The 22425-nt window shown below is 64.3% G+C and carries 19 protein-coding genes and 1 pseudogene; 7 read left to right on the forward strand and 13 right to left on the reverse strand.

What is annotated here, in order from left to right; all coding sequences use genetic code 11:
* Positions 1 to 18: 18 nt before the first annotated feature.
* Positions 19 to 489, reverse strand: a complete 471-nt coding sequence (locus tag JC607_RS17180) for a DNA polymerase III subunit chi (protein WP_198838120.1) — start codon at positions 487 to 489, stop codon at positions 19 to 21.
* 7 nt (positions 490 to 496) lie between these two features.
* A complete protein-coding gene (locus JC607_RS17185) occupies positions 497 to 1966 on the reverse strand; it encodes a leucyl aminopeptidase (RefSeq protein ID WP_198838121.1) in 1470 nt (489 codons plus the stop codon).
* Between the two features lie 215 nt (positions 1967 to 2181).
* Between JC607_RS17185 and lptF the strand changes: the two genes are divergently transcribed.
* From lptF to rsmA, 5 genes are all read left to right on the forward strand, one after another.
* Complete coding sequence (gene lptF, locus JC607_RS17190) at positions 2182 to 3318, forward strand: LPS export ABC transporter permease LptF (protein WP_198838122.1); 1137 nt, start codon at positions 2182 to 2184, stop codon at positions 3316 to 3318.
* Positions 3315 to 4412 (forward strand): LPS export ABC transporter permease LptG, encoded by a 1098-nt coding sequence (gene lptG / locus JC607_RS17195; protein ID WP_198838123.1) that lies wholly within the window; start codon positions 3315 to 3317, stop codon positions 4410 to 4412. The genes lptF and lptG overlap by 4 nt, the downstream gene beginning before the upstream one ends.
* A 1-nt stretch (position 4413) precedes the next feature.
* A complete protein-coding gene (locus tag JC607_RS17200; protein ID WP_198838124.1) occupies positions 4414 to 6579 on the forward strand; it encodes an LPS-assembly protein LptD in 2166 nt (721 codons plus the stop codon).
* Between the two features lie 182 nt (positions 6580 to 6761).
* Positions 6762 to 8021 (forward strand): peptidylprolyl isomerase, encoded by a 1260-nt coding sequence (locus tag JC607_RS17205; RefSeq protein ID WP_198838125.1) that lies wholly within the window; start codon positions 6762 to 6764, stop codon positions 8019 to 8021.
* 117 nt (positions 8022 to 8138) lie between these two features.
* Positions 8139 to 8984 carry a 16S rRNA (adenine(1518)-N(6)/adenine(1519)-N(6))-dimethyltransferase RsmA gene (gene rsmA, locus JC607_RS17210; protein WP_198838126.1) on the forward strand — a complete coding sequence of 282 codons (846 nt, stop codon included), beginning with the start codon at positions 8139 to 8141 and terminating at the stop codon, positions 8982 to 8984.
* 410 nt (positions 8985 to 9394) lie between these two features.
* Here the strand turns inward: rsmA and JC607_RS17215 are convergent, their stop codons facing one another.
* The 7 genes and pseudogenes from JC607_RS17215 to JC607_RS17245 all read right to left on the reverse strand — a co-directional run bounded on the left by JC607_RS17215 (position 9395) and on the right by JC607_RS17245 (position 16274).
* Positions 9395 to 9757, reverse strand: coding sequence for a hypothetical protein (locus JC607_RS17215; protein WP_198838127.1), 363 nt, complete (start codon positions 9755 to 9757; stop codon positions 9395 to 9397).
* Positions 9758 to 11076: 1319 nt separating this feature from the next.
* A pseudogene (locus JC607_RS26105) lies at positions 11077 to 11349 on the reverse strand (DUF4167 domain-containing protein); the annotation flags it as partial.
* 294 nt (positions 11350 to 11643) lie between these two features.
* The gene (prmC, locus tag JC607_RS17225; RefSeq protein ID WP_198838129.1) at positions 11644 to 12495 is read right to left on the reverse strand and encodes a peptide chain release factor N(5)-glutamine methyltransferase; all 852 of its coding nucleotides are present in this window, start codon (positions 12493 to 12495) and stop codon (positions 11644 to 11646) included.
* Positions 12492 to 13547 carry a peptide chain release factor 1 gene (gene prfA / locus JC607_RS17230; protein ID WP_198838130.1) on the reverse strand — a complete coding sequence of 352 codons (1056 nt, stop codon included), beginning with the start codon at positions 13545 to 13547 and terminating at the stop codon, positions 12492 to 12494. The genes prmC and prfA overlap by 4 nt, the downstream gene beginning before the upstream one ends.
* A 63-nt stretch (positions 13548 to 13610) precedes the next feature.
* Positions 13611 to 14504 (reverse strand): hypothetical protein, encoded by an 894-nt coding sequence (locus JC607_RS17235; RefSeq protein ID WP_198838131.1) that lies wholly within the window; start codon positions 14502 to 14504, stop codon positions 13611 to 13613.
* Positions 14505 to 14615: 111 nt separating this feature from the next.
* Entirely contained in the window at positions 14616 to 15047 is a 432-nt protein-coding gene (locus JC607_RS17240) for a DUF6636 domain-containing protein (RefSeq protein ID WP_198838132.1), read from the reverse strand.
* Between the two features lie 60 nt (positions 15048 to 15107).
* Complete coding sequence (locus tag JC607_RS17245; protein WP_198838133.1) at positions 15108 to 16274, reverse strand: M20 aminoacylase family protein; 1167 nt, start codon at positions 16272 to 16274, stop codon at positions 15108 to 15110.
* A gap of 82 nt (positions 16275 to 16356) precedes the next feature.
* Here JC607_RS17245 and mazG point away from each other — a divergent pair, with 82 nt between their 5' ends.
* Together mazG and JC607_RS17255 are read left to right on the forward strand one after the other, a co-directional pair.
* The gene (gene mazG / locus JC607_RS17250; RefSeq protein WP_198838134.1) at positions 16357 to 17217 is read left to right on the forward strand and encodes a nucleoside triphosphate pyrophosphohydrolase; all 861 of its coding nucleotides are present in this window, start codon (positions 16357 to 16359) and stop codon (positions 17215 to 17217) included.
* An 803-nt stretch (positions 17218 to 18020) separates the two neighbouring features.
* Positions 18021 to 18965 carry a nucleoside hydrolase gene (locus JC607_RS17255; RefSeq protein WP_198838135.1) on the forward strand — a complete coding sequence of 315 codons (945 nt, stop codon included), beginning with the start codon at positions 18021 to 18023 and terminating at the stop codon, positions 18963 to 18965.
* A gap of 16 nt (positions 18966 to 18981) precedes the next feature.
* On the opposite strand, the gene JC607_RS17260 is transcribed toward JC607_RS17255, so the two are convergent.
* Genes JC607_RS17260 through JC607_RS17275 form a run of 4 tightly spaced genes read right to left on the reverse strand, consistent with a single transcriptional unit; the run spans position 18982 to position 22092 of the window.
* The gene (locus JC607_RS17260; RefSeq protein WP_198838136.1) at positions 18982 to 20025 is read right to left on the reverse strand and encodes a cell wall metabolism sensor histidine kinase WalK; all 1044 of its coding nucleotides are present in this window, start codon (positions 20023 to 20025) and stop codon (positions 18982 to 18984) included.
* Positions 20025 to 20552 carry a gamma carbonic anhydrase family protein gene (locus JC607_RS17265; protein ID WP_198838137.1) on the reverse strand — a complete coding sequence of 176 codons (528 nt, stop codon included), beginning with the start codon at positions 20550 to 20552 and terminating at the stop codon, positions 20025 to 20027. The genes JC607_RS17260 and JC607_RS17265 overlap by 1 nt, the downstream gene beginning before the upstream one ends.
* Entirely contained in the window at positions 20549 to 21184 is a 636-nt protein-coding gene (gene gmk, locus JC607_RS17270; protein WP_198838138.1) for a guanylate kinase, read from the reverse strand. Before gmk ends, JC607_RS17265 begins: the two co-directional genes overlap by 4 nt.
* A gap of 14 nt (positions 21185 to 21198) precedes the next feature.
* Positions 21199 to 22092: a YicC/YloC family endoribonuclease gene (locus JC607_RS17275; RefSeq protein ID WP_198838139.1), complete on the reverse strand. Its 894-nt coding sequence runs from the start codon at positions 22090 to 22092 to the stop codon at positions 21199 to 21201.
* Positions 22093 to 22425 lie beyond the last annotated feature (333 nt).

A 22425-nucleotide genomic window follows, 5' to 3' on the forward strand; every position in this document is an offset into this window, starting at 1 on the left:
CGCCGGAGGCGTCCGGCGTCAGCCAGAAGTCCCGCCGGTCGCGGTCTTCATCTCCCACCGCCCCGCGGCATCCGACCAGTATTCCGCCACCAGCCCGGCCGCGACCACCGCTTTCCATTCGGCCCGCGCCGCCTGCATCTGCCGCTCATCGGCGCCCTCGAACAAAAGCCAGACCCGCTCCATCAGAGCCGCCTCGCCCGGATCGACCGGCGATCCCGCCAAAAGCATCACCGCCTTCGCGCCATTGACCGCAGCCCCCGTGCCCAGCAGAATCGGCTGGAGGGCATCATGATCGCCCCCCGCAAGCCCATGCGGCAGGAACCCGTCCCTCGGCTCCAGCCAGAGCTGCATATCCAGCCGCTCCAGCAGCGCAGGATCCGGGCCGCGCAGCATCACATGCCAGCCCTGACCCAGAGCCTGGGTCAGGATCGGGCGCGCAGCCTCGGCAAGACTGCGCCCCGTCAGATGGTAGAATTTGACCGCACCCATGGGCGGCTCAGCCCTCGAACCGGTCCTGGATCAGCCGGTTCAGCGCCCGGACGCCCCAGCCGGTCGCGCCTTTCGGACTGAACTCGGTTCCCGTTTTCGCCCAGGCGGTGCCGGCGATGTCCAGATGGATCCAGGGCATATCGGGTTTCACAAAGCGCTGCAGGAACTGCGCGGCGGTGATCGAGCCGGCCTCGCGCCCGCAGGAATTGCGCATATCCGCGACACGGCTTTTCAGCATCCGGTCATAGGCCGCGCCCAGAGGCAGCCGCCAGGCCCCCTCATTCTCGCCCGCCGCCGCCTTCAGGAAGGCATTGCACAGCGTGTCATCATTGGAAAACACCCCGGCATTCTCGTCGCCAAGCGCCACGATCACCGCCCCCGTCAGGGTCGCCAGATCAATCATCCCGCGCGGCGCAAACCGCTCCTGCGTGTACCAGAGCACATCGGCCAGCACGAGACGGCCTTCGGCATCGGTGTTGATCACCTCGATCGTGTCACCCTTCATCGAGCGCACGACATCGCCCGGCCGCTGCGCCCGCCCGTCGGGCATATTCTCGACAAGGCCCACCAGCCCGACCACATTGGTTTTTGCCTTGCGCAGCGCAAGCGTCCGCATCACCCCGGCGACGGTGGCGGCACCACCCATATCCATCACCATGTCTTCCATACCGGCCGCCGGTTTCAGGCTGATGCCGCCAGTGTCAAAACACACACCTTTGCCCACAAGCGCCAGCGGCGGCTCGTCTTTTGCGCCGCCCTTCCATTGCATGACCACGACCTTGGACGGGCTTTCCGATCCCTGACCGACCCCCAGCAGCGCCCGCATCCCGAGCTTTTCCAGCTCTTCCTCCTCGAGGATCTCGACCTCAAGGCCCAGTTCCCCCATCGCCGCCAGCCGGGCGGCGAATTCATAGGTGTTCAGCACATTCGCGGGCTCATTGATCAGATCGCGGGTGAAGAACACCCCTTCTGCCAGCGCGGCAAAGGGGGCGGCTTCCGCCGCGACCTCTTCGGGTTTTGCCACACAGAACGAGACCGGCCCATAACCCTTCTTGTCGCCCGAGCGGTAGATCTCGAATTCATAGGCCCGGAGCGCGAGGCCAAAGGCGATTTCCGCCGCGCGCGGATGGGTCTCGGCCAGAACCGTCAGCGCCTTGTCGCGATGCGCCGCACCAATGCTGGCGCCGGCTTTGCGCGCGGATTCCGCATCGGTGCGCTTTGGCAGGCGCAGGATTTGCACCGCATCGGCTGCGAGCCCGGCGGGAAAGGCCAGCTCCAGCGCTTCGCCCGGTTTAAGCTTGCCGAATGCCTCAGACCCGACCGCGCGGGTCAGCGCGCCTTTGGCCGCGCGGTCCAGCTTGCGCGCCATGGGCGACAAGGCGCCTGCGGCATCTGCGAAAAGCGCAATACGCCCGGTAAGATCCGTCAGATCCCCCTTGTCGGTATCTTCAAAACGGATCTGAACAGGATGCGACATGATGCTGATTTCCCTGTAAAAACAAGTTGATTTCGACGCAGAGATCAAGGGCCGGCGACCGGCATTTCCGCGCTTTCGCCCAAAGCTAGCCCCCCGGGCCCCGCTTGACCAGATATGAGTTTTCCCTGGCCGCGATATCGGCTAGGGTCGGCGCCGAAACAGCCACTCCCCCTGCCGGCCCGCGCGCCGGCAGATTGCGACTTCCGGTATCCCACTTGTCGAAATTCGACCGCTATCTGCTTTCCCAGCTTCTGGCTCTGTTCGGCTTTTTCAGCCTTGTGCTGGTGGCGGTCTATTGGGTCAATCGCGCCGTGGGGCTTTTTGACCAGCTGATCGGCGACGGTCAGACCGCGCTGGTTTTTGTCGAATTCTCGCTTCTGACGCTGCCGAATGTGATCCGCCTGGTGTTGCCGGTCTCGGCCTTTGCCGCCTGCCTTTATGCGGTGAACCGGCTGATGCAGGATTCGGAACTGGTGGTGATGCAGGCCACCGGCTTATCTGCCTTTCGCCTCGCGCGACCGGTGCTGTTCTTCGGGATCTGTGTTTTCGCGATGCAGATGGCCCTGACGAATTTTCTTGTCCCCAGAAGCCAGGCCCGGCTGACCGCCCGCTCGGCCGAGATCTCGGAAAATGTCACCGCGCGGTTTCTCAATGAGGGGCGTTTCATGCATCCCGCCGCCGGGGTCACACTTTACATCCGCGAAATCAGCCAGCTGGGCGAGCTGAATGACATTTTCCTTGCCGATGACCGCAACCCGAGGGAGCGTGTCACCTATACTGCCCGCCAGGCACTGATCGTGCGCGGCGAAGAAGGGCCGCGCCTCGTGATGCTGGACGGGATGGCGCAAAACCTGGCCCAGGACGGCAGCGCGCGACTTTCGGTTACGCGATTCTCCGATTTCACTCTTGATATGGCGGGAATCGTCGGCGCCAAAGCCACCCGCCTGCGCAGCCTGCGCGAGGTATCGACGCCCGATCTGCTGATCGCCGGGCCAGACCTTCAGACCGAGACCGGCGAGAGCCGGGCAAAGCTGCTGGAGGAAGGCCATGGCCGGATCGCGACCTCGCTGCTTGGGATCGCGGCGCCGCTTCTGGGCTTTGCCGCGCTGATGCTCGGGGGGTATTCGCGCTTTGGGCTGTGGCGCCAGATCGGGCTGGCGGTGCTGCTGATCATCCTCTTGCAACTGGTCAATACCGCCGGCTCGGGCGCGGCATTGCGGTCGGAAAACCGCTGGCCGCTGGTCTATGCGGCGCCGGTGCTCGGCCTCGTTCTGGCCACGGTGATGCTGTGGTATGCCGGGCGCCCGCGCTGCATCAGGGCGCCACAGGCCGAAGCCGGAGGCGTTACATGACGCTTTCCCTCTATATCGCGCGCCGATTTGCGATGACGGTGGGCCAGGTGTTCCTGGTGTTTTTCGGCATCCTGATGCTGATCGACATGATCGAGCAGCTGCGCAAATTCTCGGGCAAGGGCGCAGGTCTTGGCGATGCGTTCCACCTCTCGATCCTGAATGTGCCCGAAACCCTGTACCGCATCCTGCCACTGATTTTCGTGATGGGGTCGATCGCGATGTTCCTGTCGCTGGCGCGGTCTTCCGAGCTGGTGGTGGTGCGGGCGGCCGGGCGTTCAGGGCTGCGCTTTCTTGCGACGCCGGTGGTCGTTGCAACGCTGATCGGGCTGATGGCGGTCGCGGTGCTGAACCCGATGGTGGCGGCCACCTCGCGCGCCTATGATGACCTTTCGGCCCGCTATGCGGCAGATGGCAGTTCGGTCCTGTCGGTGTCGGATGCCGGGCTCTGGCTGCGCCAGGGCGGCAGCTATGGCCAGACAGTGATCCAGGCTGCCCGGGCCAATTTCGACGGAACCGAACTGAACCGCGTGACCTTCCTGACCTTTGGCGAAGAGGGATTGCCAGTCACCCGGATCGAGACCACCAGCGCGAAACTGGTCAAGGGCGCCTGGATCCTTTCGGGCGCCAGGGTCTGGAATCTGAACGCCGACAACCCCGAACTATCGGTCAAATCCTGGCCTGATGGCACCCGCCTGCCCTCTGACCTGACGCCCGAACGGATCCGCGACAGTTTCGGCACGCCTTCGGCCGTGCCGGTCTGGCAATTGCCGAATTACATCAAAGACCTCGAGCAGGCCGGTTTTTCCGCCCGCGCCTACCGTCTGTGGTTCCAGATGGAACTGGCCCAGCCGCTCCTGCTGACCGCAATGGTGCTGGTTGCCGCAGGCTTTACCATGCGCCATACCCGCGCCGGGAAAACCGGCATCCGTGTGCTTTACGCCATCCTCGCCGGATTCGCGCTCTTCTTCCTCAGGAATTTCGCGCAGGCCCTTGGCGACAGCGGCCAGATTCCGGTATCACTGGCCGCGTGGAGCCCGCCGCTTGCTGCGGTGATGCTTGCGCTTGGTCTTTTGTTGCATCTGGAGGACGGCTGATATGCGGATACGCCGCCTCGTCGCATCGCTGGCCGTCTCGCTTTTATGCTCCACCGCGCCACTTCTGGCACAGGCAACGGATGACCGCGCCACGCTGATCTCTGACCGGCTGGAAATCGAGGGGAACAACCGTCTTGTCGCCTCGGGCAAGGTCGAGGTGCTGCAGGGCGGCTACCGGCTTTCGGCCACGCGGGTCATCTATGACAAATCGACCGACAGGCTTTTCATCGAAGGTCCGCTGAGCCTGACCGATGCCGAAGGCAAAATGCTGATCCTCGCCTCGCAGGCCGAACTGTCCGCCGATATGAATGAGGGGCTTTTGCAAAGCGCCCGTGTCGTGCTGGACCATCAGCTGCAACTCGCAGCGGGCAATATCGCGCGGATCGGCGGGCGCTATTCGGCAATGTCGAATGTGGTAGCCTCAAGCTGCAGGGTCTGCGCCAGCCATCCGACGCCTTTGTGGGAGATCCGGGCGAAACGCGTGATCCATGACGCAGAAGAGCGGATGATCTTCTTTGAAAACGCCCAGTTCCGCGTCGCCGGAATGCCTGTGGCCTATATTCCGCGTCTGCGCCTGCCCGATTCCACCCGCGAAAGGGCGACAGGTTTTCTCGCGCCCCGGCTGCGCACGACATCGAGCCTCGGCTCGGGGCTGAAACTGCCCTATTTCATTGCGCTTGGGGAAAGCCGCGATCTGACGCTCACGCCCTATGTCACCACCCGCGACAGTCAGACGCTGGAACTGCGCTACCGTCAGGCCTTCCGGACCGGCGCGATCCAGCTTGAAGGCGCGGTGACGAAGGACAAGCTGACCGAAGAGACGACGCGCGGCTGGTTCCGTGCCCGGGGCGGCTTTCAGCTGCCCGATGATTTCCGGCTGACCTTTGACATCCAGACCACATCCGACAATGCCTATCTGTTGGATTACGGCTATTCCGATACCGACCGGCTCGACAGCCGGGCCGAGATCAGCCGGGTGCGCCGCAACGGGTTTTTCTCGGCCAGGATGGTCAGCTTCCAGTCGCTTCGGGATGACGAGGACAATGACACCCTGCCCGCGCTTGCGACCGATCTGACCTTCCACCGGCGGTTCTCGCTGGGGCCGCTCGGGGGGCTGGGTGGTTTCCGGCTGCAATGGCATTCGCATTACCGCACCTCATCCAGTCCCTATGACAGCCTTGACCCGGCCAAAGCCGACGGGATCGCCGATGGCCGTGACGTAAGCCGGCTTTCCGCGCGGTTCGACTGGCGCCGCAGCTTTGTCAGCGATCCGGGTATTGTTGCCACGCTCTTGGGCGAGGCCCAGGTCGATGCCTACCGGCTGCGCCAGGATGCGGTCTTTGCCGGCCGCTATACCCGGGGCCATGCCGCAGCCGGGCTCGAGCTGCGCTGGCCTTTTGTCAAAGCGACCGCCTCAGGTGCGACGCATGTGATCGAGCCGGTGATCCAGCTGATCGGCGCGACCCGGGACCGCTCCGGCCTGCCCAATGAGGATTCGGTGCTGGTCGAGTTTGACGAGGGCAATATCTATGCGCTTGACCGCTTTCCCGGTGCGGATGCGATTGAACAGTCCAGCCGCGCCAATGTCGGGCTGACCTGGACGCGCTATGATCCGGCGGGCTGGAATGCAGGCTTCACGCTGGGCAAGGTGTTCCGGCGCAATGACAGCGACAGTTTCAGCCCCGGATCGGGCCTTGGCGGGCTGAATTCCGACTGGCTGCTGGCGGCAACGGTGGGGCTTCCCAATGGCCTCTCTGCCACCGGGCGCACGGTTTTTGACAATGACCTTGAACTCAGCAAGGCCGAGCTGCGGCTGAGCGCCGCGAATGAGACAGTGACCCTGTCCTCTTCCGCACTCTGGGCGGTCGCGGATATCGAGGAAAACCGCCCCGATCCGACCCGCGAGCTGACCTTTGATGCGGTCTGGCGGGTGAACCCTGCCCTCGCGGCCAAGGCCGAAGGGCGCTATGATTTCAACCAGACCCGCGGCACCATTGCGGGCCTCGGGCTGGAGTTCCGTAATGAATGCGTTGTGGTGGATGTTTCCCTCTCGCGCCGTTTCACCTCGTCAGATAGTGTGACCCCCACCACGTCATTCGGCCTTTCTGTCGATCTGATCGGCTTTGGCAGCGGCCAGAAGGCTGGCCCTTCGAGGCGCTGCTACTGATCGCCGCGCAAGGCGCCGCCCGACCGGGGCGGGTCAGGCTGGCAGGGCTTGCGCCCCGGCTTCGGGAATGGCAGGCAGGGATAAGAGGAAAGCTGCGGCGGCGGGCCCCGATTGGCCCTGTCAGTCACAGGTTTGCCAGAGATTACGAGCTGACAAGAGACTACGGGCAGGCGGTCGGACAGATGGTAAAAGCTGAGAACACCCCGCGCAACAGGCTGCGCAATGCGACATCAGGACTGGCGCTGGTCATGGGCGCGGCTTTCGCTGCGGCCCTGGCGGCCCCGGTGATTTTCGCGCCGCCCGCGCTGGCGCAGAACCTGTTTGCGCCACGGGTCTATGTGAATGAGCAGGTGATCACCGAATATGAGGTGACGCAGCGCGCGCGTTTCCTGCAGATCCTGAACGCGCCGGGCGATCCTGAAACCGAAGCGGTAAAATCGCTGATCGACGACCGGCTGCGGATGAGCGAGGCGAAACGGCTTGGCGTAAAGCTGACGCCGGAAGAGCTGACTGCGGGGATGGAAGAATTCGCCACCCGCGCCAATCTGACCTCCGAACAGCTGATCGCGGAACTGGCCAAGGCCGGTGTCTCGGCGGAAACCTATCGCGATTTCGTCCAGGCCGGCGCCTTGTGGCGCCAGGTGGTCCGGGATCGTTTTGCCGGCCGTGTGCCGGCCTCCGATGCCGATGTCGACAAGTTCCTTGAAGCCGCAACCCGGCCAAAGGCGATGAAGGTTCAGGTCTCAGAGCTGGTGATCCCGGCCGAGCCCGGGCGTGAGGCCGAGGCGATGGCACTGGCAGAGCGGCTCTCGCGCGAGGTGACCTCCGAAGCCGCCTTCGCGGCGGCGGCGCGCAGTCATTCGGCAGCACCCACCGCGGCTTCCGGCGGCCGGGTGCCGGACTGGCTGCAGCTTTCCAACCTGCCGCCTGCGATTTCCTCGCAGCTGCTGGCGCTGTCGCCGGGCAAGACCTCGGCGCCCATCTCGGTGCCGGGGGCAGTGGTTCTGTTCCAGCTGCGCGAGATCGCCACGGATGAAAAGGCTGCGCCGATCAGCGTTACGGTGGAATGGGCCGATTTCCTGATCCCGGATTCGATGGAAGAGGTGGTGCGGGTCAGCGCGGGCTCGGATGTCTGCAACGATCTTTACGCCCTGGCGAAGGGCTTGCCGGCCGAAAATCTGACGATCCGGACGCAGGCATTGTCGGAAATCTCGCCCGAGATCGCGCTTGATCTTGCAAAGCTGGATCAAGGGGAGTTCGTGACAAAGCCGCGCGGCGATGGCTGGCGGCGGCTGATCATGCTGTGCAAACGGCAGCCGGTCATGGATCCGCCCCCGAACCGCGAGCGGGTGAAAGAGGTTCTGATGAACCAGAAGCTCGATGGTCTGGCCGAGAACTATCTCGAGGAACTGCGCCACGCGGCGCTGATCCGCCAGCCCTGATATCGGGCAGACGGGTCGCGGCCGGAGAGTTGGGGGCAGACCGTCAGGAGAGACAGTCGGGGGCCAGCCCCCGAACCCCCGGAGTATTTGGATCAAGAGGAAGACAGGAGCGGAGCTTTGGCGACGATAGACGGGCTGCCGCCACTGCGTGAGGTGATCCGCGCCCATGAGCTGGTCGCGAAAAAGCAGCTGGGGCAGAATTTCCTGCTCGACCTCAATCTCACATCGAAGATTGCCCGTTCGGCGGGGGATCTGAAGGGCTCGGATGTGCTTGAGATCGGGCCTGGGCCCGGGGGGCTCACGCGCGGGCTGCTGGCCGAAGGTGCGCGCCATGTGGTGGCGGTTGAAAAGGACGCCCGGGCATTGCCGGCGCTGGCCGAGATCGCGGCGGCCTATCCGGGGCGGCTGACGGTGCTGCATGGCGATGCACTGGAGCTGGATGTGGCGGCGCATCTGACCGCTCCGGTAAAGATCGCGGCCAACCTGCCCTATAATATCGGCACCGAGCTTTTGGTCCGCTGGCTGTCGCCGCCGGTCTGGCCGCCCTTCTGGCAGAGCCTGACGCTGATGTTTCAGAAAGAAGTGGCCGAGCGGATCGTGGCAAAGCCCGGCAGCGACCATTACGGGCGGCTGGCGCTGTTGGCCGGCTGGCGGACCGATGCGAGGATCGTCATGACCCTGCCGCCGGAAGCCTTCACCCCGGCGCCGAAGGTGCATTCGGCGGTGGTGCATCTGACGCGGCTCGAGGAGCCGCGCTTTCCGGCGGATGGCAAAGTGCTGAACCGGATCACCGCCATGGCCTTCAATCAGCGCCGCAAGATGCTGCGTTCCTCGCTGAAGGGGCTTGCCCCCGATATCGAGGCGCGGCTGGATTCGGTTGGAATCGCGCCGACTGCGCGGGCCGAGGAAATCGGGCTGGAGGCCTTTTGCGCGCTGGCCCGCAATATTTCAGCCGGAAGCTGAGGGCTGTCGGACCGGTGGCTGCCCGAGCCCGACAGCAGCATCGCATCCGCAGAGATACATTGCGTTTCTCCGCTGATCTCTGGAAGCTGTCCGGCTGATTTGCGCTGGTGGCGGTGCCTGCGGGTCAGTTTCGATGCTGGTTCAGGACACCATCGCGGCAGGCGTCGCTGGGCCTGTGAGCCGGTCTTACCGGCGTGCAGGCAGACGCATCGTATTTCAGCGAGGCGAACAGGCGCTCAGGGAAGACGTGGTCTATGCAGCGGCCCGTTCCCTCCCTCACGATCCGGGTGCCACCCGTTTCGGGCGATCTGTCCTGACAAAAGAGGCGTTGCCTGATCACGTGCTCTGCTGCGTCGAAGCGGTGGGTGGCTGCGTTCAGCGCCTGGAGGCAGAAGCTCCGTTCCAGCCTGTCAGAGACCTAAGAGGCCAGAACCTTGCGGGAGGGCACCAGCCCATGTCTGCGACCTGACAAAAGCCCCCCATTGCCAGGCCTGGCAGGGGGTGCCGGCGTACCAGGCCTGACCGGCGCGGTCGTGGTGCAACCTTCCCACACTGCGGGAGCAGATCCTGTAGCGCTCTGCCGGATTGTCAGCCTTGGGCTTCCAGATCAGATCGGCGGTCGGCACATGCATCCGCCCGATAAGCCCCTGCATTGCACCCTGCACCTTGTTCGGCACAGGCCAGGTCATTTGCCTGACCGCGTGAAAAGGCATGTCCGGGCCGTACCGCTCGATCCGCCATATCAGGTTGAGGGTGATTTCCGGCTCGCCCATCGCTTCACAATAAAAGGCTTCACAATAAAAGGATGAGGGCGAGGCCGACCAGGGGCGACACTCAGCGCCCGCCGACGATGCCGCAGGCCCTGCCAATCCTCCCCACAGCCTCTCGTGCCAGTCCAGGGCCTGCGCTTTCCGAACAAACTCGGCGGCGGTGGTCTCGGAACCTGGCTCGGATCCCCTGGTGGATCATCATCGGACGCAAGCCATACCCGGTCAACAGTTCCGAAACCGGGCGCCCGCTGCTCAAGGCCACCAGTGCCACGCCAGTCGTCGGGAAAACGATCCGCCGGAGCATGCTCTGATCCTGTTCATACCCGAAGACCGCGAGACGGAATCTGCGCATTTTCAGTCCTGATCCCGCCTTCCCGGGACATCAGCAAAGGTCAGATTGCCGCATCCGTCCCTGTCCAATCGCCGGAGAGGAAATCAAAAAGGCCGCCCCGAGGCGGCCTTTCTTTCGTTCACTCGGCGGCTTCGGGTGTCTCCGGGCCACTGGCGGTCTTACGCGGGCGGCTGACGCGACGCGGCTTTTCGATCTCGGCGACCTCTGCGGGCGCGGCAGCTTCGTCAGCCTCACGACGGGTATTGGCGCGCGGCGCGCGGCTGCCGGCGGGACGCTCGGCTTTCGCAGGTTTCTCGGCAGATTTCTCACCACGCGGCAGGCGTGGGCCACGTGGGGCACGGCCCCCGGACGCGGTCTCGGTTCCGGTCCCGGTGTCGACCGGAGCGGCTGCGGGCGCTTCGCCGGCCTCGGCCGGTTTGCGGGCGGTTGCGAAAAGTGGCGTGTCTGCAGCGGCCTCCCGCTCCGGAGCGGGCGCGCTATCGCCGCCGGACAGCACCGGTTCCGAAGCTGCGGGCGCCGGGGCGCCACGTTCGGGAAGATCAACGAGGCCGCCATCTTCCGGACCAAAGTCGATCACATCGGAAATGAGATCCGGCTGGCGGGTGTCCTCGCGCTGATGACGCGGCTCCCGTCCGTCGCTGCGGCCTTCGCCGCGCGGCTCATTGCGCGAGTCGTTCCGGTTCTCGTTGCGCCCATCAGCGCGGGTCTCATTCCGGCCCTCGTTGCGACCTTCACCCCGGTTGTCATTGCGGCCGTCACTGCGGGTTTCATTGCGGCTGTCATTTCGGCCATCGTTGCGCTCAAAGCGGTCGCTGCGATCATTGCGGTTGTCACGCTCACCACGCTCACGATTGTCGCGGTTGCCGCCATTCTGGTTGCCATACTGGCCGCCATTCTGGTTTCCGGAACTCTGGTTGCCGCCATTCTGGTTGCCGGAGCTCTGGCCAGTGCCGGTTTGCTGATATTGCTGCTGGCGGGCTTCCTGCTCGACGGCAAGCTCGCGCTGCGCCTCAGCCAGCATCCTTGTGTAATGCTCGGCATGCTGGAGGAAATTCTCTGCCGCCACGCGGTCATTCGACAGCTGCGCATCCCGCGCCAGCGTCTGGTATTTTTCGATAATCTGCTGCGGCGTTCCCCGCACCTTGCCTTCAGGACCCGACGAATCGAACACACGGTTGACGATATTGCCGAGCGAGCGCGGGCGGTTCTGATTTGAACGCGAGCGTTTCTTGGAAGAGCGCATCTTTGCCTAATGTCCAGGGATCACCGTGGCCCCCATAATGCCGCTTTGTGCGACGGGAAATGCAGGGGCGGGATCGGTTTTGCGGGAAGGGCGCAGTCAGCGCCAGATCCACCGCATGAATTTGCTAAACCATGTGAGCCGCAGTCTGGCAAGCTGATTCTGCCGGGAAATGCACTCATCCACAGGGTTTTTTCGGTGAAATAGGATATAGTTGCCCATTTGCCGGATTCAAGACGCGCAATACCCGCAAATGCCCGGCTGATTAAGGCGGTCTAAGGTGGTCTAAGGCGCGGATCAGGCCGCCGCTCTGGCGCTGACCACCCTGTCTTTGCCGTCAAAATCCTGAATTATGTCTATATTTTTAAAGCCGCCGGCGGCAAATATCTCAGCCACCGCCCTGCCCTGATCCCAGCCGATCTCGACAATCAGCCGGCCGTCAGGCCGCAGGGCCGCGGGGGCCTGGGTCGCAATGGCGCGGTAAGCGCTCAGCCCGTCGCCGAAATCGGTCAGGGCAAGATGGGGCTCATGATCGCGGACTTCGGGCTCAAGGCCCGCCATGGCGTCAAGCGTGATATAGGGCGGGTTCGAGACGATCAGATCGGCCTTTTCCGTGATCCCGTCGAGCCAGCTCGTCCGGGTGAATTTCGCCCGCCCGCTCAGGCCGAGCGCTTCGGCATTGCGCTGCGCCACGGCAAGCGCGGCAGCCGAGAGGTCGGTTGCAAGCCCCGTCGCTGCGGGGCTTTCCGCAAGCAGGGTCAAAAGGATCGCCCCTGTCCCGGTGCCAAGATCGATCACCTGTGAGAATGGCAGCCGCAGCGCCTCGGTGATCAGGATCTCGGTCTCGGGGCGCGGATCGAGCGTGTCGGCTGTGACGATGAAACTGCGGCCGTAAAACAGCCGCCGGCCGATGATCTGCGACACGGGCCGGCGGGCGGCGCGGGCCAGGATCGCGGCATCGAACCGGGTCGCGGCCCCATGATCCAGCGGATCCGCCAGATGCAGCAAGAGCCGGTCAGGCCCGATCCCGATGGCATGGGCCAGCAGGAGCCGCGCATCACGGGCAGGATCTTCGACCCCTGCCGCGCGCAACAGCGCCACGGCCTCCGCCAGCACCTGTTTCGCCAGACGGCCCGGACCGGCGCTCATGTCTCTTCCTCGGCCAGCCTGCTGGCCTGGTCATGGGCGCTCAGCGCCTGGATCACCTCGTCCAGATCGCCCTGCATGATCTGGTTCAGCGCATAGAGCGTGAGGTTGATGCGATGATCGGTCATCCGGCCTTGCGGGAAATTATAGGTGCGGATGCGTTCCGAACGGTCCCCCGAGCCGACCTGCGACTTGCGGTCGGCGGCGCGTTCGCGGGCCAGGCGGTCGCGCTCGATCTCGAACAGGCGGGCGCGCAGCACCGCCATGGCATTGGCGCGGTTCTGATGCTGCGATTTTTCCGACGAGGTCACGATGATGCCGGTGGGCAAATGGGTGATCCTGACCGCCGAGTCGGTGGTGTTCACATGCTGACCACCGGCGCCCGAGGCCCGCATCGTGTCGATCCGGATGTCTGAGGCCGGGATGTCGATATCGACCTCTTCCGCCTCTGGCAGCACGGCGACGGTCGCGGCCGAGGTATGGATGCGGCCCCCTGCCTCGGTCTCGGGCACGCGCTGCACGCGGTGGACGCCGGATTCGTATTTCAGTTTCGCATAGACCCCGGTCCCCTGGATATGGGCGGTGAATTCCCTGACGCCGCCCAGATCCGAGGTCTGGCTTTCCAGCACCTCAAACCGCCAGCCCTGGGCTTCCGAATAGCGCTGATACATGCGGGCAAGGTCGCCTGCGAAAAGGCTCGCCTCCTCGCCGCCGGTCCCGGGGCGGATCTCGAGGATCGCCGGGCGCTGATCGGCGGCATCTTTCGGCAAAAGCGCCAGCCGCAGCTGGTGTTCCATTTCGGGCAGCGCCTCGCGCAGACGCGGGAGTTCTTCTTCCGCCAGCGCGCGCATCTCGGGATCGGTGAGCATGGCCTCGGCCTCGGCCAGATCGGCGCGGGCCCGCATCCAGGCCGCGATCCCCGTGACCACCGGCTTCAGGTCGGAATATTCACGGCTCAGCGCGGCAATCTCGCTCGCCGCGGCGCCGGCATTCAGCCGGGCCTCGACATATTCAAACCGTTGGGTGATGCGGGCGAGTTTGTCCTGGGGCAGCATGGATAACCCCTGCCGTGCGCGACGGCGCGGGTCAAGGGGGGGCCGCGGTCACAGAGCTCAGGGTCAGGAAGACGAGCCCCCCCTGCCGCCCGCCGCGCGGATGGCCTGCAGCAGCCTCTGGCGCACCGGCCCAAGCCAGGCATCCGACCAGATCATGCGCCGCCCCTTGCGGTCCACCACCTCGCGGCCTTCCGGCAGATCAGCCAGCGTCCCGGCCTTGACCTCAATCCCGGGCAAGGTGATCGCGACAAGGCGCGCGCGGCGCCGCCGGACCCAGGGCAGCGCGCCATAGAGCCGCCCCAGCCAAAGCCAGGGGAGCATGAATTCGGCGGGGAATTTCACCACCATATCGCGCGGCACCGCCGAGATCACCGGCTGCGCCACCCAGGAGATGAACCGCTCATCTGCCCGCATCGGGGTGCCGGTAAAATCCTCCCTGCCCCGTGCCATCGCAAGGAATCGCTCTGCGATGTAATCGCAGCGCCCCGGCTGCCAGACCACGACCGAGCTGTTGCCCCGCGCATAGCGCTTGCCAGCGGTCAGGCGGTGCAGCGCCCGCGATGCGGCGCCAAAGGGCAGCACTGTGCTTTGCAGGATCGAGATCGCATCCGGGTCGCGGCGCCGGCTCAGCGGCGACAGATCCCCCAGCACCACCGTATCAAGGTCCAGATAGATCGCCGGCAGATCTTCAGGCAAAAAACCGGCCTTAAACATCGCGAGCTTGGCCTGGCAGCCGCCGCCCATCCAGGCCGGCTGGAGGAATTCGGGCGGGAAGGCCAGTTCGCTGATTCCACCCGCCAGCCCTTCGCGGGGCCGGTCGGTGATCAGCAGCACGCGCTGCAACCCCGGCGAGGTCTCACGCACCGCTGCGACAAGGCCATTCACATCCCCGGCGCCGTATTTCTCGCCCCAGATCACCAGCACCAGCTGCCAGCCGGCGATATCGGTCTGTCTCATTGCGATCGGCTCCGCGCCCAGAATTCCACGGTCCGATCTTGCCCTGGTCGCGCAAGAAGCGCCAGCCGCCTGGTGGTGGCGCGTTGGATCAGAAGGCTATAACACCCTGGTTCAGAACATTTTCTGACCGGCCTTCGCAAGATGGAAGCCATGGCCTTCGCCATTCCGGCAGGTCAGGCCGGTCTTTTCCGACTGGCACGTGATCTCACCGATGACCAGCGCTGCCCCATAGCCCAGAACCCCGGATCGAGGATCGCGGATCGTATCGCCGTGACAGGTCAGCTCTGCCGGCCCGGTCTCGCCGATCAGGAAAGACATGCCCCAGTCCAGATCGCAATCCTCGGGCGGCACGGTATAGGTCTGTTTGCCCTCGGCCATGTCACAGCGCAGCCAGAGATCGCCCTCAGATGCATCATAATAGCAGTGGATATTGTCTGACGGGCTGCGAAAGCTGCCGCTCTGATCCTGGGCCGCTGCCGGCCTGGCAGTGAAGACGGTGGCTGGCCCGAAGGCCAGCACCGAAAGAAGAAGGAACCGCCACATCTGCTTTGCTCCTGTTCTGGCCGGGGATCGGTTATGGCCGGGCCCCGGCATAAACCGGCCTCACCCCGGGATCGGTTGAGACTTCTCGACAAGGCGCGCGAGGAAGCTTGCGCCGATCGGCGCAGCCTCATCATTGAAATCATAGGCCGGGTGATGCAGCCCCGCCCCCGGCCCGATGCCGAGGAAGAGGTATGCGCCCGGACGCGCCTCCAGCATATAAGAGAAATCCTCCGATCCCATCTCGCGATTTGACTGGTCATTCACCGCCGCATCGCCCGAGACTTCCCTCGCGACCGAAGCCGCGAATTCCGTCTCTTTCTCGTCATTGATGGTGGCCGGATAGCCCCATTCGTAATTCACCTCGGCCTTGACACCGAAAGCGGTCGCAGTGCCCGAGACGATTTCGAGGAACCGCTTTTTCAAAAGATCGCGCACATCGGGGCGGAAGGCGCGGATCGTGGCGGCGAAAGTGCCGCTTTCGGGGATGATGTTCGAGGCGGAACCGGCATTGATCATCGTGACCGAGATCACCGCCTCGTCCAGCGCATAGACATTTCGCGGGATGATGGTCTGCACCGCCTGAACCATGGCCACGATCGCCACCACCGGATCGACGCATTCATGCGGCGTGGCGGCATGGCCGCCCCGGCCCGTCACCGTGACCCAGGCTGTGTCGACCGAGGCCATGATCGGCCCAGGCGTGGTCTGGAAATGGCCAAGCGCCAGGTTCGGCGCATTATGGATCCCGAAGACGCGGGCGATGTTGAAGCGATCCATCACGCCCTCTTTCACCATCACCTCGCCGCCGCCGCCATCTTCCTCGGCGGGCTGGAACATCAATGCGACGCTGCCGACGAAGTTGCGGGTCTCGGCGAGGTATTTCGCCGCGCCCAGCAGCATCGCCACATGGCCGTCATGGCCGCAGGCATGCATGCGGCCCGGCACGGTCGAGGCATGGTCCGCCCCCGTGAGCTCGGTGATCGGCAGCGCATCCATATCAGCCCTGAGCCCGATCACCGGCCCCGGTCCGCGCCCGTCGATGATCGCCACGACGCCGGATTTCGCGATCCCCTCATGGATCTCATCGACGCCAAATTCCCGCAGCCGTTCCACGATGAAGGCTGCGGTCTGGTGACAGTCGAATTCCAGCTCGGGGCGGGCATGGATATGCTGACGCCAGCCCTTCATTTCCCCGGCATAAGAAGCGATACGGTTCAGTACGGGCATTGCGGCGACTTTCCTGGCTGTCTCACGGCCCAAAGGGACCGATTCATCACCCGTATAATGTGACCCAAACCGGAGCTTCGCAATGTCCGTATCCCGCCTTGACCGCGCCGAAAGTGACCAATTGGTTAACGAAGACGCGAACCGGGCCGGCGATATCGCGCGGCTGGCTGAAATCATGGTGCGGCTGCGCGATCCGGAAACCGGCTGCCCCTGGGATGTGGAACAGACTTCGGCCTCGATTTCGCGCTATTGTCTGGAAGAGGCGCATGAGGTGGTCGATGCCATCGAGCGCGAGGCCTGGGATGAGCTGAAGTGCGAGCTGGGGGATCTTTTGCTCCAGGTCGTGTTTCATGCGCGGATGCAGGAAGAGGCCGGGCGCTTTGATCTGTCAGATGTGATCCGTTCGATTTCCGACAAGATGATCGCGCGCCACCCGCATGTGTTCGGCGATGAGAGCCGCGACAAAAGCCCTGACAGGCAGCGCATTGACTGGGAGGAGCTGAAGGCACGCGAACGCGGCCCCGCGCGCGTCCTTGACGGGGTCGCGATGGCCCTGCCCGGGTTGACGCGGGCGGTGAAATTGCAAAACCGCGCGGCGCGGGTCGGGTTTGACTGGCCGGGTGCGGCTGATGTGCTGGCCAAGATCACCGAGGAAGCCGCCGAGGTGGTTGAGGCGCGTGACCGGCTGGGCGAGGCGGAACTGGCCGAGGAAATGGGCGATCTCCTCTTCGTCATGGCCAATCTCGCGCGGCATCTCAAGGTCGATCCCGAGGCGGCGCTGCGGGCGGCAAACCAGAAATTCACCCGCCGTTTCAACAGGATCGAGGACTGGCTGGCCGAGGATGGCCGCAGCCCGGCGGCGTCAGACCTTGCCGAGATGGATGCGCTGTGGGATCGGGCCAAGGCTGAAGAGAAAGCCGCGAAGCGGAGCGACAAGGGGTAAGCTAAGCCGCGCCTTAACAGGGTTTCCAGGCTGGCATTGCGCAGGTTTTACGTCGATTTTCCCGGAGATATCAGGAGAACAGACCGCAAAACGGACGGCATGGGCGCGGGTGTTAATCTCTTCGCAGGCAAATGTCCGGATGCCCGGCAGATGCCCTGCTCAGCGCCCCCTCACCTTTGCCGGTGATCCTATGCTTCACACCTTCTCTGTTGTCTCCAACCGCGATCTCGGCCTTGACCATGCAAGCTGGCAAAGGGGCAATTTTATGTCGAACGGCGCGCCGCATAGGCCTTTTGATCAGCGGCAAAAGCCAGGACAGCTCTCGGCAGAGGCTGAAAGATGATACCGACCAGATCGGTAGCGACGTCCATGTTGTCCGGTCATTCCGTATCTTCACCGCGCCTGACATGACCACAGGCGAAAGCGGCATGGCCCATGTGCTGCGCCTCTGTGGCGGCACGATCCCCGGCAGGTATGATTCGGGACTGTCACGGCTCGGCGCCTGATACTTCGTCTTCAGCCATCCCATCGCCTCGGGCGATTCATTTACATTTGCGGATGGCGACCCTATCGGCGAGATCGAGAACAGCGATCTTCTTGATGCACCCCGGTCTGCTTTCCTGCGCCCGCTAAATGCGAGATCCGGGTCAAATCCCTGATGCCCGGCAATGAGGCGATGTTGCCCGCGCCCCTGATCGGCCGCCGTGATCTGCCCGCCTGCCCCGTTTTCGCGCCCTCTCGCAACGCGGCACGGGATTGGCTAAGCTTGTGGTGAGATCCCCGGCACAGTGCAGGCAAAGCCCATGGCAGAACAGCAAAAAATCATCATCGACACCGATCCGGGCCAAGATGATGCAGTCGCGATCCTGCTTGCGCTGGCCAGCCCCGAAGCGCTGCAGGTGCTCGGCGTGACGGTGGTCGCAGGCAATGTGCCGCTGTCGCTGACCGTGCGCAACGCGCTGAATATCGTCGGTCTCACCGGGCGGCGCGATGTTCCGGTCTTTGCCGGCTGCGACCGGCCGCTGAGCCGCGAGGGCGTCACCGCGGAAGAGGTCCATGGCGCGACCGGGCTGGACGGGATCGACCTGGGCGAGCCGGACCTGGCCGTCAATTCGCAACATGGCGTTGATTTCATTATCGAAACGCTGCGTCGCGAAGAGACCGGAACCGTCACGCTCTGCACCCTCGGCCCGCTGACCAATATCGCCACCGCCTTCAGCCAGGCCCCGGATATCATCGCGCGGGTCCGCCGGATCGTCCTGATGGGCGGCGCCCTGTTCGAGGGCGGCAATATCACCCCGGCGGCCGAGTTCAATATCTATGTCGACCCCGAGGCCGCCGATATCGTCTTCCGCTCCGGCGTCGATCTGGTCGTGCTGCCGCTTGATGTCACCCATAAGGCGCTGACCTCGCGCGCATGGGTGAATGGGTTGCGCGCACTCGGCACCCGCGCCGGGGACGCGGTCGCCGCCTGGACTGATTTCTTTGAACGCTACGACACCGCGAAATATGGCACCGAGGGTGCCCCGCTGCATGATCCTTGCGTGATCGCCTTCATGCTGCGCCCGGAGCTTTTCGCTGGTCGCTTCATCAATGTCGCGATCGAGACGAAATCCGAACTTACGCTTGGCATGACCGTGGCCGACTGGTGGGGCGTCACGAAACGGGCTCCCAACGCGCTATTCATCGGATCGGTTGACCGGGACGGCTTTTACGCCCTGCTGACCGAACGCATCGCGCGGCTGTAAGGCATTTCACGGGCGGTCAGGTTTCGGGCAGCATCACCGAAAACACCGAGCCCCTGCCCTTTTCGCTCTCGATCCTGAGCCAGCCGCGATGGCGGTTGATGATATGTTTGACGATGGCGAGCCCCAGCCCGGTGCCGCCTTCGGCCCGCGAGCGATGGGCATCGACCCGGTAAAACCGCTCTGTCAGGCGCGGCAGGTGGATCGGGTCGATCCCGTCGCCCTGATCCGCCACATCCACCCGGATCACCGGCCCGCGCGACGTGGTTTCGCGCGAGATCGTCACCGTCACCGGCCTGTCGCGCGCCCCGTATTTCACCGCGTTTTCCATGAGGTTCAGGAAGACCTGGGTCAGCTGGTCGGCATCCCCCGGCACCGTGACCCGCCCCTCGATCCCCTGAAACCGGATCGTGCTGCCATGCGCCTCGGCCACCTGACGCACCGAGGCCGCGGCCGAGCGCAAAATTCCGGGCAGATCAATGGTTTCGCGCGGCCGGACCCGTTCTTCAGCCTCGACCCGGCTGAGATGCAGAAGATCGCGCACCAGCCGGTTCATCCGTCCGGCCTCGCGCGACATGATGCCGAGAAAGCGGTCGCGCGCCACCGGATCATCCTTCGCCGCCGATTGCAGCGTCTCGATAAAGCCCATCATCGCGGTCAGCGGCGTGCGCAGCTCATGGCTGACATTGGCGACAAATTCACGGCGGATCGCCTCGTTCTGCGCCTCCGAGGTCACATCCTGCATCACGCAGATCACCTGCGGCGGATCCGCGGCGGGCAGGCCCGTGACCTTGACCCGATATTGCGCATCATCGGGCAGGCGCAAAAGGATGCGCCGTTGCGCCCCATCCCGCCTTGTGCCTGCAACCGCATCCAGCAGCTCCGGCCCGCGCAGGGAAAGCGCCAGATTGCGGCCCCGCGCCCTTTCGCCCAAAATCGCCAGCGCCGGCACATTGGCCGCCCGGACCGTGTCGCGCTCGTCCAGCGTGAAGGCCGGCAATGGCAGACCATCCAGCAATTGCTCGACCAGCCCTTGCTGTTCCTCGCCGTCCTCGTCCGACATCACGTGCGCTCCACCGGTTTCAGCCCGGCGCGAAAGCGGCGTGCATTGGCCTGATAGCCCTCGGCCGAGCGGATCAGCCGGGCTTGCGCCGCCTCATCCAGCACGCGCACCACCTTGCCGGGGCTGCCCATGACAAGGCTGTAATCGGGGATGACCTTGCCTTCGGTGATCAGGGCACAGGCACCGATCAGACAGCCCTTGCCGATCTTTGCCCCGTTCAGCACCGTCGCCCCCATCCCGATCAGCGAGCCCTCGCCGATCTCGCAGCCATGCAGCATCGCTTTATGGCCGATGGTGCAATTGGCGCCGATCACCAGCGGGTAGCCCATATCGGTATGGAGCACCGCGTTTTCCTGGATATTCGAGCCCGCGCCTACATCAATCAGCTCATTATCGCCGCGCAGGACCGCGCCAAACCAGATATTCGCCCCCGGCCCCAGCCGCACCTTGCCGATCAGATCGGCCGAGGGTGCAACCCAGGCTTCCGCATCAATTTCAGGCGCGAGCCCGTCGAGTTCCCAGATCATCTTGCGGCAAACTCCTCATTGAGGCCGCGCACAAAGCCGGCCAGATCGGGCTGTCTTTCCCGTTTCAGCCGCTCCGCGGTGATGATCGCGCGCAGCCGTTCGAAACAATCATCCTGGTCGTCATTGACCAGAACGTAATCATATTCGGCCCAATGGCTGATTTCATCGCGGCTTTTCGCCATACGGCCCGCGATCACCTCTTCGCTGTCCTGACCCCGCCCGCGCAGCCGGCTGTCAAGCTCGGCAATCGAGGGCGGCAGGATGAAAACGGACACCGCATCGCGCCCAAGGGCGGAATTGCGGATCTGCTGGCCGCCCTGCCAGTCGACATCGAACAGGGTATCGCGGCCTTCAGCCATTGCGGCCTCGACCGGCGCGCGCGGGCTGCCGTAGAAATTGCCGAAGACCTCGGCATGTTCCAGCATCCCCCCCTGATCCACGATGGCGCGAAAGCCGTCATGGTCATGGAACCAGTAATGGACACCATGTTCCTCGCCGGGCCGGGCCTTGCGCGTGGTGGCCGAGACCGAGAATTTCAGCGTCGTATCCCAGTCCATCAGCCGCCGCGCCATGGTGGATTTTCCCGCGCCCGAAGGAGAGGACAGGATCAGAAGAAGCCCGCGCCGCGCCAAATTACCACTCCCCGTTATTCGACATTCTGCACCTGTTCGCGCATCTGGTCGATCACCGTCTTCAGGTCAAGCCCGATCCGGGTCAGGTCGATATCCTGGGACTTTGACAGGAGCGTATTGGCCTCACGCAGGAATTCCTGCATCAGGAAGTCGAATTTGCGCCCGACCGGGGCCTGATCGGCCAGCAAGGCCCGGGCCGCCGCGATATGGGCGGTAAGACGGTCGATCTCTTCGGTGATATCGGCCTTCACCGCCATCAGCGCGAGTTCCTGCGCGAGGCGTGTCTCATCAAAGCCGTCGACATTCCTGCCGACCCTCGCCAGCGCCTCGCCAAGCGCCTCGCGGGCTTTCGGGCGGCGGGTTTCGGCGGCGGATTTTGCCGCCGTGACGAGGTCGGAAATCCTGCCCAGCTGCGCCGCGATCACGCCGTTCAGGGCCTGGCCCTCCGCGGCGCGCGAGGCATTGAACGCCTTGATCAGCGCCGGCAGATCGGCGAGAATCGCTGCCGCAAGCGGCGCGGTATCCTCTTCGGTGCCGGAGGTCTCGATCACGCCGCGCATCGCCATCAGATCACCGGCCGTCAGCGGCGTCAGCAGCAGATCGGTCGCAGTCGCCCGCGCCGTCACCTCCCCCGCGAGCCGCAACAGCACATCCAGCACCTCCGTGTTCAGACGCGGGCCCGCCTGGGCGCCTTCGTCCCGGCTCAGCCGCAGGGACAGGCTGACATTGCCGCGCCCGAGCGCCTTTTGCAGCGCTGCGCGCAGCCCCGCCTCGAGCCCGTCAATCCAGTCCGGTACCCGGAGCCGCAGATCAAGCCCTTTGCCATTGACCGAGCGCAGATCCCAGGTCCATGTAAATCCCGCAGCCTGACCCCGTCCGGCCGCAAATCCCGTCATTGAAATTGTCAAAATAAACTCCCGTCAGCCCGGTTGGCCCGGACCGTTCTGGTTCCCATTACAGCTCTTTACCATTTTAAGAGATTTCCATGCAAACCCGGTCGATTTTGTTCTAATCTGTACCTGAAGAGAAGACATCGCTGCGACGGCCCTCTCCGGCTGGCACTTGCGCAATGTTTACCTGGGCGCGATGCCGGACGGTCACTGTTTCACACGGTCACTGTTTCACACGGAGATCCCGCGCGGCAATGGACAGGCGCCGGCAGAACGGGCAGAAGTGCGGGCCAGGTGGCAATGAACATGGGCGCGGGGGCGTTACAGGTTGTGTTACAGGCACACAGGCGA

The organism is Paracoccus sp. IB05 (assembly GCF_016405985.1).
Lineage (GTDB): Bacteria > Pseudomonadota > Alphaproteobacteria > Rhodobacterales > Rhodobacteraceae > Pseudogemmobacter.

Bases quoted from the DNA above. Each gene is read 5' to 3' on its own strand.
- JC607_RS17180 (WP_198838120.1), bottom strand. From the start codon at position 489: ATGGGTGCGGTCAAATTCTACCATCTGACGGGGCGCAGTCTTGCCGAG.
- JC607_RS17185 (WP_198838121.1), bottom strand. From the start codon at position 1,966: ATGTCGCATCCTGTTCAGATCCGTTTTGAAGATACCGACAAGGGGGAT.
- lptG (WP_198838123.1), top strand. From the start codon at position 3,315: ATGACGCTTTCCCTCTATATCGCGCGCCGATTTGCGATGACGGTGGGC.
- JC607_RS17200 (WP_198838124.1), top strand. From the start codon at position 4,414: ATGCGGATACGCCGCCTCGTCGCATCGCTGGCCGTCTCGCTTTTATGC.
- JC607_RS17205 (WP_198838125.1), top strand. From the start codon at position 6,762: ATGGTAAAAGCTGAGAACACCCCGCGCAACAGGCTGCGCAATGCGACA.
- JC607_RS17215 (WP_198838127.1), bottom strand. From the start codon at position 9,757: ATGGGCGAGCCGGAAATCACCCTCAACCTGATATGGCGGATCGAGCGG.
- prmC (WP_198838129.1), bottom strand. From the start codon at position 12,495: ATGAGCGCCGGTCCGGGCCGTCTGGCGAAACAGGTGCTGGCGGAGGCC.
- prfA (WP_198838130.1), bottom strand. From the start codon at position 13,547: ATGCTGCCCCAGGACAAACTCGCCCGCATCACCCAACGGTTTGAATAT.
- JC607_RS17235 (WP_198838131.1), bottom strand. From the start codon at position 14,504: ATGAGACAGACCGATATCGCCGGCTGGCAGCTGGTGCTGGTGATCTGG.
- JC607_RS17240 (WP_198838132.1), bottom strand. From the start codon at position 15,047: ATGTGGCGGTTCCTTCTTCTTTCGGTGCTGGCCTTCGGGCCAGCCACC.
- JC607_RS17245 (WP_198838133.1), bottom strand. From the start codon at position 16,274: ATGCCCGTACTGAACCGTATCGCTTCTTATGCCGGGGAAATGAAGGGC.
- mazG (WP_198838134.1), top strand. From the start codon at position 16,357: ATGTCCGTATCCCGCCTTGACCGCGCCGAAAGTGACCAATTGGTTAAC.
- JC607_RS17255 (WP_198838135.1), top strand. From the start codon at position 18,021: ATGGCAGAACAGCAAAAAATCATCATCGACACCGATCCGGGCCAAGAT.
- JC607_RS17260 (WP_198838136.1), bottom strand. From the start codon at position 20,025: ATGTCGGACGAGGACGGCGAGGAACAGCAAGGGCTGGTCGAGCAATTG.
- JC607_RS17265 (WP_198838137.1), bottom strand. From the start codon at position 20,552: ATGATCTGGGAACTCGACGGGCTCGCGCCTGAAATTGATGCGGAAGCC.